General features: G+C 63.5%; 10 protein-coding genes. 5 read left to right on the plus strand and 5 right to left on the minus strand.

What is annotated here, in order from left to right; all coding sequences use genetic code 11:
* The 5 genes from mobQ to IQ292_RS17410 form a co-directional block, all read left to right on the plus strand.
* Positions 1–1,058: MobQ family relaxase (mobQ, locus tag IQ292_RS17390; RefSeq protein ID WP_238941229.1), on the plus strand; the 1,058-nt coding region annotated here is incomplete at its 5' end.
* Between the two features lie 69 nt (positions 1,059–1,127).
* Entirely contained in the window at positions 1,128–1,373 is a 246-nt protein-coding gene (locus IQ292_RS17395) for a type II toxin-antitoxin system ParD family antitoxin (protein ID WP_021224656.1), read from the plus strand.
* Complete coding sequence (locus IQ292_RS17400) at positions 1,366–1,656, plus strand: type II toxin-antitoxin system RelE/ParE family toxin (protein ID WP_203311578.1); 291 nt, start codon at positions 1,366–1,368, stop codon at positions 1,654–1,656. Before IQ292_RS17395 ends, IQ292_RS17400 begins: the two co-directional genes overlap by 8 nt.
* Before the next feature lie 15 nt (positions 1,657–1,671).
* Positions 1,672–2,751: a hypothetical protein gene (locus tag IQ292_RS17405; protein WP_203311579.1), complete on the plus strand. Its 1,080-nt coding sequence runs from the start codon at positions 1,672–1,674 to the stop codon at positions 2,749–2,751.
* A 92-nt stretch (positions 2,752–2,843) separates the two neighbouring features.
* Complete coding sequence (locus tag IQ292_RS17410; RefSeq protein WP_203311580.1) at positions 2,844–3,398, plus strand: recombinase family protein; 555 nt, start codon at positions 2,844–2,846, stop codon at positions 3,396–3,398.
* A gap of 8 nt (positions 3,399–3,406) precedes the next feature.
* Here the strand turns inward: IQ292_RS17410 and IQ292_RS17415 are convergent, their stop codons facing one another.
* The 5 genes from IQ292_RS17415 to IQ292_RS17435 form a co-directional block, all read right to left on the minus strand.
* A complete protein-coding gene (locus tag IQ292_RS17415) occupies positions 3,407–3,850 on the minus strand; it encodes a MerR family transcriptional regulator (RefSeq protein ID WP_203311581.1) in 444 nt (147 codons plus the stop codon).
* Between the two features lie 77 nt (positions 3,851–3,927).
* Positions 3,928–5,034 (minus strand): replication initiation protein, encoded by a 1,107-nt coding sequence (locus IQ292_RS17420; protein ID WP_338057656.1) that lies wholly within the window; start codon positions 5,032–5,034, stop codon positions 3,928–3,930.
* Positions 5,035–5,421: 387 nt separating this feature from the next.
* Positions 5,422–5,718 carry a hypothetical protein gene (locus tag IQ292_RS17425; RefSeq protein WP_203311582.1) on the minus strand — a complete coding sequence of 99 codons (297 nt, stop codon included), beginning with the start codon at positions 5,716–5,718 and terminating at the stop codon, positions 5,422–5,424.
* Positions 5,715–6,608 carry a hypothetical protein gene (locus IQ292_RS17430; RefSeq protein ID WP_203311583.1) on the minus strand — a complete coding sequence of 298 codons (894 nt, stop codon included), beginning with the start codon at positions 6,606–6,608 and terminating at the stop codon, positions 5,715–5,717. The genes IQ292_RS17425 and IQ292_RS17430 overlap by 4 nt, the downstream gene beginning before the upstream one ends.
* Positions 6,608–6,877 carry a mobilization protein gene (locus IQ292_RS17435; RefSeq protein ID WP_203311584.1) on the minus strand — a complete coding sequence of 90 codons (270 nt, stop codon included), beginning with the start codon at positions 6,875–6,877 and terminating at the stop codon, positions 6,608–6,610. The genes IQ292_RS17430 and IQ292_RS17435 overlap by 1 nt, the downstream gene beginning before the upstream one ends.
* Positions 6,878–7,158 lie beyond the last annotated feature (281 nt).

The raw sequence follows: 7,158 nt of genomic DNA on the forward strand, positions 1-7,158 counted from the left end.
TGGAGAAGGCAGGCGCATCGATGGCGATCTACCATCTGGCGGTGAAATCGGTGTCGCGCTCGACCGGGCGCAGCGCGGTCGCGGCGGTCGCGTATCGTGCCGGCGTGGCCCTCGAAAACGAGCGCGACGGCCTGGTCCACGATTACACGCGGCGGGGCGGCGTCGAGGATGCGTTTATCGTCGCGCCGGAAGGCGCGGAGTGGGCGCAGGACCGATCGGCGCTGTGGAACGCGGCCGAGGCGGCGGAGAAGCGCAAGGACGCCAAGGTGGCGCGAGAATACGAGCTGGGGCTACCGGCCGAGCTGGACGCTGGCCAGCGCCGCGACCTGGTTCGTGCTTTCGCGGAGGATATCCGCGACCGCTACGGGGTGGCCGTGGATGCGGCGATCCATGCCCCGCATGATTACGGCGACGATCGCAACCACCACGCCCACGTCATGACGACGACGCGAGAGGTCGGGCCGGACGGGCTGGGGGCGAAGACGCGCCAGCTCGACGTGCGCACGTCGGCCTCGGTGGAGGTGGAGGCGATCCGCGAGCGGTGGGCGGGGATGGTCAACGACGCGCTGGAACTCGCCCAGGTGGCCGAGCGGGTCGATCACCGCAGCTATGAGCGTCAGGGGCTGGATATCGAGCCGACCGTGAAGATGGGCCATGCGTCGGCCGCGATCGAGCGCCGCGCCGAACGCGAGCAGATCGCAGCCGGCGAGGAGCCGCACGCCGTCACCCCGCGCGGGCAGATGAACGAAGCGATCATGGAGAAGCGGGGATTGGGCTTCTACATCGAGCGCGGCCAGGAGCGGATACGGGAATGGTCCCACCAGCTCCGCGAGCGGGCCGAGCTGGCGATGCAGGGCATGTCGAGTCTGGTCCAAGGTGCGGCGCGGGCGATGCGGTCGGGATTGCAGACCAGCGCCGGCGACGGGTTCGACGGGTTGCCGGCACTCGACCAGTCACCCCGCCGCGAACAGACCGGCCCCGAGCTGGATCAACCGCAGATCGAGCGCGATCGGCAGCGGGACCGACAACACGACCGCGATATCGGGTTCGGGCGCTAGCAGAAGTATTCGCTTGATTGGCGGTATGTGCTAAATAGCACCAATAGTATGAGCAACGTGGAGGCCGCTATGGCGACCGTGCGCAAGACGATCACCCTTACCGAGCAGCAAAATGCGTGGATTGCCGCGCAGATCGACGCCGGCAGTTACACCAACGACAGCGAGGCGATCCGCGACCTCATCCGGCGTGAGCAGGAGCGGGGCCTTGAAATGGAGAGTATCCGTCAGGCGCTGATCGAGGGCGAGCAGAGCGGCGAGCCGGAACTGTTCGACTTCGCCGCGTTCAAGCGGCGCAAAGCCGAGCAGCATGGCTGAATACCGGCTCAGCCCGAGGGCGCAGCGCGACCTCGATGTGATCTTCGACTATACCGTGACGCATTGGGATTTGTCCCAAGCAATGCGCTACACCGACCTCATCGAAGCCGCTTGCGCCGATTTGGCCGAAGCACCGCAGCAGGCGCAGGGCTGCGCCAACATCCGGCCAGGCTATCGACGGCGCGGCGTCGAGCAGCACGTCATTTACTTCCGGCCGACCAGCTATGGCATCGCCGTCATCCGCATCCTGCATCAGCGCATGGATGCGACTCGCCACCTGTAGATACTAGGAGTGCCCATGAGACAGGCTGAAGCATGGGGCGTGCTGCTGATGGTTTGGGTCGCCATTGGCGCAATCCCTTACCTGTGGTTCACCGTCCGCTCCATGCGCGGAGGCGACGGCGAAGGCTTCACCCCATACGGAATCGCATGGTTGCCGGGATTTCTAGTCGTGCTGGTGCTGAGCAACAGCAATACTCCACCTGGCATCGGCGTAGTCTGGACCATCGTTTATGTGTTGGGGCTTGTCGCTTTCTTGGCGTTGCGGCGTCGTCGTCCTGTCGTTGCGACGTTCTATCGCAATCGTCGTTTCCGCGCATTTGTAGCAGGTTCGGTGCTTTGGATCGCCGCTGTGCAGGCGTGGGGCTATGTGACCGACTGGAGTTATAACTACGATGGCGGGCAGTTTGCCGTCATCAATCTCGTGCCGCCGCTGCTGATATTGATCGGTTGGCTCGCGTTCCGCTGGGTCCGAACCGCAGAGGTCAAGCCAGCCGCACCCACCATTACGCGGGAGAATCTAGCAGCAAATCGGAAAGATGAGGGACAGGCAGTCGTTGCCATCCGTTTCGACGAGTGTGCCCGTCAGTGGGAGGCTTTCCTGCGATCTTCGATGATCGATCGGATGCCCAAAGCGTCTCCGAAAGATCGATCTGACATGGCCCCGTTTTTGGACATGGCAGCGTCCAAGATGGCATTTGCCAATTATCTCCTAATTATCCTTCACCGTGGTCCAGATGCTTACAAGAGTGAGGACGTGAAGGCATTGCGTATTCATGTCGCCGGCGCACTCACCTACAAAATCCATCAGAGCTTAATCCATATCTCAAAGGTAATTTCGGGATTGGAGCCACCCAGCCGAAAAGACAGTCTTACAATGGCGCAGCAGCAGATGGCGGAATATGAAGCCTTGATTGTTCGATGCCAAAAGAACTTCCGGGCTGACACGCCTTTTCCGCTTGATCCAATCTACTCCAAGGTTGATGACGAAACGAAATTTAGGATCGGTAGCCCAGCCGACCGCGACGCATTTTTTGGGATCAAGTATCGCGAGGAAACAGGGCGATTGCTCAGTCCGACGCCGGGGATCAAGGCGTGATGTGATGCAAAACTCATAGGTTCTGCATCGCGTCGAGAACGGCGGAAATCTGGGCGCTTCCGTGATGCATATATCCGATGCACAATGATCGCATGATCTACGGCTATGCACGCGTCTCCTCGGCCGGCCAGGACCTGGCCCCACAGGTCGCCCAGCTCCTCGCTGCCGGTTGCGCCAAGGTCTACCAGGAGAAGGCCAGCGCCGCGTCGGCCGAGCGGTCGAAGCTCAAGCGCGCGATCGGCGCGCTCGATGCCGGCGACGTGCTGATCGTGACTGCCACCGATCGCCTAGCGCGCAACACCCGTGACCTGTTGAACATCCTCCATGCGGTGAAGGAGGCAGGGGCTGGCTTCCGCTCGATCGCGGAGCCGATGGTGGACACCACTTCGCAGTTCGCCGAGGTCGTCATCGCCGTCCTGGGGATCGCGGCGAGCTGGGAGCGCCAGCGGATCGTGGAGCGCACCGGAGCCGGCCGCGACCAGGCGAAGGCCCGTGGAGTGAAGTTCGGCCGGCGCGCTGCCCTCACCCCCCACCAGCAGGCCGAGGCGCTACAGCGGCTCGCCAGGGGCGACACGCAGCGCACCGTCGCGGTCCTACTCGGGGTCGATCAGGCCACGATATCCCGGCTGTCGCGACGGCAGGGGTGACGATTGCGCTACCCTTCGTCAGTGCGGCCGAACAGGCGACCGAAAAACCCTCGCTTGGATTCCGTGGGGCCGGGTCCGGCCAGCAGTCCGATCACTCGGGCTTGAGCCTCACGCCGTTCTTCGTCCGATTGATCGAGGCGACGGCGGAGATCATCGATCGTGCCGTCCCGATCGCGCAACTGTTCCAAGGCAGCATCAAGACGAGCCTGCAACACGTTGGAATCCGACCCGTTACGGGTGTCATCATTACCGTTGCGTAGCGTTTCAGAAGGCGTTTCGGTTACTGGTGCGGCTGACTTGGGGGGGTATACCCGGTGCAGTTCGACCGGCTCGATCGAGAAAGAACCGTCATCCTTCTTTATCGCAGAAATCCGACCGCTATTGATGGCGCGTGATATGGAAGCCTTGCTGATACCCGTCGCCTTTGCGGCTTCTCCGAGGGTGTAAGCCATCTTATCGGTTCCTGTTGCGGATCGTTTCAAAACATGATCCGCTAACCGTTAGCAGAAACGGTCAGATGGCGAAACGGTCAGACCCGGCCCCACTTGGTGGCACACCCCGTAACCCATTTCGTCCAGTCTGCCTTGAGAGCGTCCCCTACCAGTCTACGGCGCTGTTCGGGGCGCACGCGGGTATACTGATCCGCCAGTCGCTGTACGGAGTGACCACCGCCTAGGGCCATTCCGATCGCATGAAGCTCCGGGGTCTTGAACTCGTCCACTTGATCGTCGGCCGGCCAGCGCAGGGTGTCAGAAACCGATAGCCGAGAAGCCGCCGAGGCGATGAGGCTAGTGGTGTCGACAATGGTTTCTGTCGTCCCTTCCCGGCGGGCTTTTCGACCGCTGCTATGGCGTCCTGCCTCATCGGCCGCGGCGTCGGTGGCGTCGTCGTCTTTAGGGGTGAAGGTTAGGGTGACGTGGGTGATCTTGCCCCGCGCTCCGCGCTTTTCCGACCAATCCATCGTGAAGGCGGCGAGCTGATCGATTTCGGCTTTGCCAGGTGTCAGCACCAGACGTCGGAAATCGGAGAAGTTGGGCATCGAATTAGAGGGTGCGCCAAGCCGCTCCCGCAGCTCATCGACCGTTCCGGACCATGTGGGGCTACGCCGTCCAGCCAGCAGGCAACCCATCTCATAGAGGGTGATCGCATACTTCGACCGGAAGGCGAGCAGAGCCGCCCGGTTGAGGCGAGCGTAGTAATCGCTCCCCTGCAGGATTGCCCTGGCCGGTGCCGTGAACTCCCACTCGACGGTGGCCCGGCCGTCTTCCGCATGTTCGTTGAGCGTCCAGGCGAGCAGAGCAGCGGTGAGCGTCGCCGCACGCCCTTGCGCCGAGGTCGAAGGCATTTGGAACTTCACATCCATCAGCTCATCAAGGGTGTCCTGGATCCGATCATTGGCGTTGTGGGTGCCTCGCAGATCGCGCTTAGCGATGACGTGCGATCCCGGTCGCCACGCTTCGCCGGCAGCTTTGGCGATTAGAAGGGCCAGTGTCTTGCGGGCCGCCAAAGAGGGTGACGTACCTGCGCCGAACCGTGCTTCGATGAACTCGCCAGCTTTGACGATGGCATGACCGTCACGAACCGAGATCGTGGAAGCCGCCTTCATCGTGCGGCCGATAGGAAGGTCGTCGGGCACGGCACAAGCTTAGTCAGTTACGACATAAGATCAACGTCAATGTCATAGATCGCATGGACCACCCCATTCCTCATGATGGCACCCGATCCGTCGTAACTGGGCACCCCATTTGTCGTAGGTGCTCACCCCATTTGTCGTAACTGGGCACCCCATTTGTCGTAGGTCGAGCCATTTTTCCTATGTGAATCAAGCGGTAAGAAACCCCTGAATCATAGAATCAATAGAATCTAGAATCATCGCGGGCGCGCGAGGTTGGCGTTGCATGATGACAAGCGGAATCGGCCTTCGGCCGATACGCCAATGATGCGTGCCGGCTACGCCGTCACAGGAGCGGCCTATCGGCCGAAGGCTTGGCGAGAAAGGAGTCGGGGCGAGGGCATCGTGCCATCATTCGCCGGTCGTCACACGGCGAGGCGGTTTGCCGTTGCGATCGTGGACGACGATCGCGGACACGCCCGAGGCGGCGATGCGATCGATCAGGCAGCCGGCTTCCTCGTACTGGTCGCTGGGCCAGTCGCGGGCGACGTGAACGGACACGTCGCCGATTTCGAGCGTCAGGTGCGAGATGGAGGGATCGAGGTCGAGCAGCCGCGCCATGTCCGCCTGGGTGTCGAGCGTGACGTGCCGGAGATCATGTCCGGTCATGATGAGCTGCCAGGTGCGGGTGCGATCATTGAGGCTCATGGCAGCAACCACCCGGTGTAGGATTTGGCATCAGGGTTCGCGCCGAAGCACCAGTATGCCCCGTCGCGCTTCTCGCGCTTCCAGCCATGATCCTTGGGGCAGGCGGCGATGGCGGGGATGGTCTGTTCGCTGGCCTGATCAATGCGGCGGGCGAGCTTGCCGTTGGTGGTGTTGGCCCAGCTCGCCGCAGCCGTTTCATCACGGGCGCGGGCGTAGCCTTGCGCATCGCCGGCCCCGTTACCCAGGTAGTAGCCGTAACCCCCGGCGATCGGGACCAGCAGGGCGAAACCGGCGAGCGCACCGTTCCACCACCTGTCCCAACGGCGCCGGCGCTGTTCATAGGCGCGGCGATCGGCGGCATCGGTCGCGAGACGATCGGCCAGGGCGGCGTGCGCGGCCGTGTCAGCATCGATCCGACGCCGCAGGGCCTCTCCCGCCCCGGCAAGGCCGTCCGTGGCCCCACGACGCGCTCCGGCCTCCGCACGGGCCTCCAGGGCGGCAGGATCGACCAGGCGGGCCGCTATGGCCTTGTCGCGGGCTTCCTCGTCCTCAGCGCGCTGGGCGTCCCTGGCGGCGGCATCGGCAAGGCTGGCACGCACGTCGGACACCAGGTCGCGCAGGGTGCCGAAGCCGGCGAGGATGCGTTGGATGTTGGTATCGAGGTGAGAGAAGAAGCTTTGCGCCTGGGCGGTGTCGGCGGCACCGCGCGCACGGCCGGCCGCAGAAGGCGGCGGATCGGGGGGCGTGTCGAACTCGGCGGGATCGAACTTGTCGGCCGGGGGATCGGTTCGGCTCCCGCCACGAGCCATTCCCCTTCCGCGTCCGGACTCGTGGAGCTGGCGGGCCTGTTCGAGCAGGCGGCGGGGGTCGTCGTCGCGGTCCCGGTCCATCAGCGATCCTCCCCGGGCAGCGACCATCCGTCGAACGGTTTTCTGTCCTGATCCCGGCTGATGCGGTGGGTCAGCTCGGAGACGATGCCGGCGAACCGCTTGTCTTTGGTGGCGGCGTCGATGAGCAGCCCGCCCAGGATGATCTTGCGGCGGGTGTCGAGGCGGCGACCTTCGGCAGCGACACGGGCATTGAGCGCGTCGAGACGGGCCTTGGCCTGGTCGACTCGCTTGCGGGCCTGTTCGATGGCTTCGGGTGTCGGTGCCGCCATACCTTCTCCGCGTGAAAGTACGAATACGAAGCGACCATAGCGCAAACCAACGAACGAAGCCACCCGAGACGACGGTAGGAGACAAGGGCGCACTTTAGCATTACTGCGTAATGCGTGCGGCAGGGATACCCTGCACCCATGTCGCGATGCGACAGCGGGGCCTCCGCCCCACACCCCGACCAGCGCAACGCCGCTGGACCACGTTGGAGAAGGCAGGCGCATCGATGGCGATCTACCATCTGGCGGTGAAATCGGTGTCGCGCTCGACCGGGCGCAGCGCG

The organism is Sphingomonas beigongshangi, from assembly GCF_016820445.1.
GTDB lineage: Bacteria > Pseudomonadota > Alphaproteobacteria > Sphingomonadales > Sphingomonadaceae > Sphingomonas > Sphingomonas beigongshangi.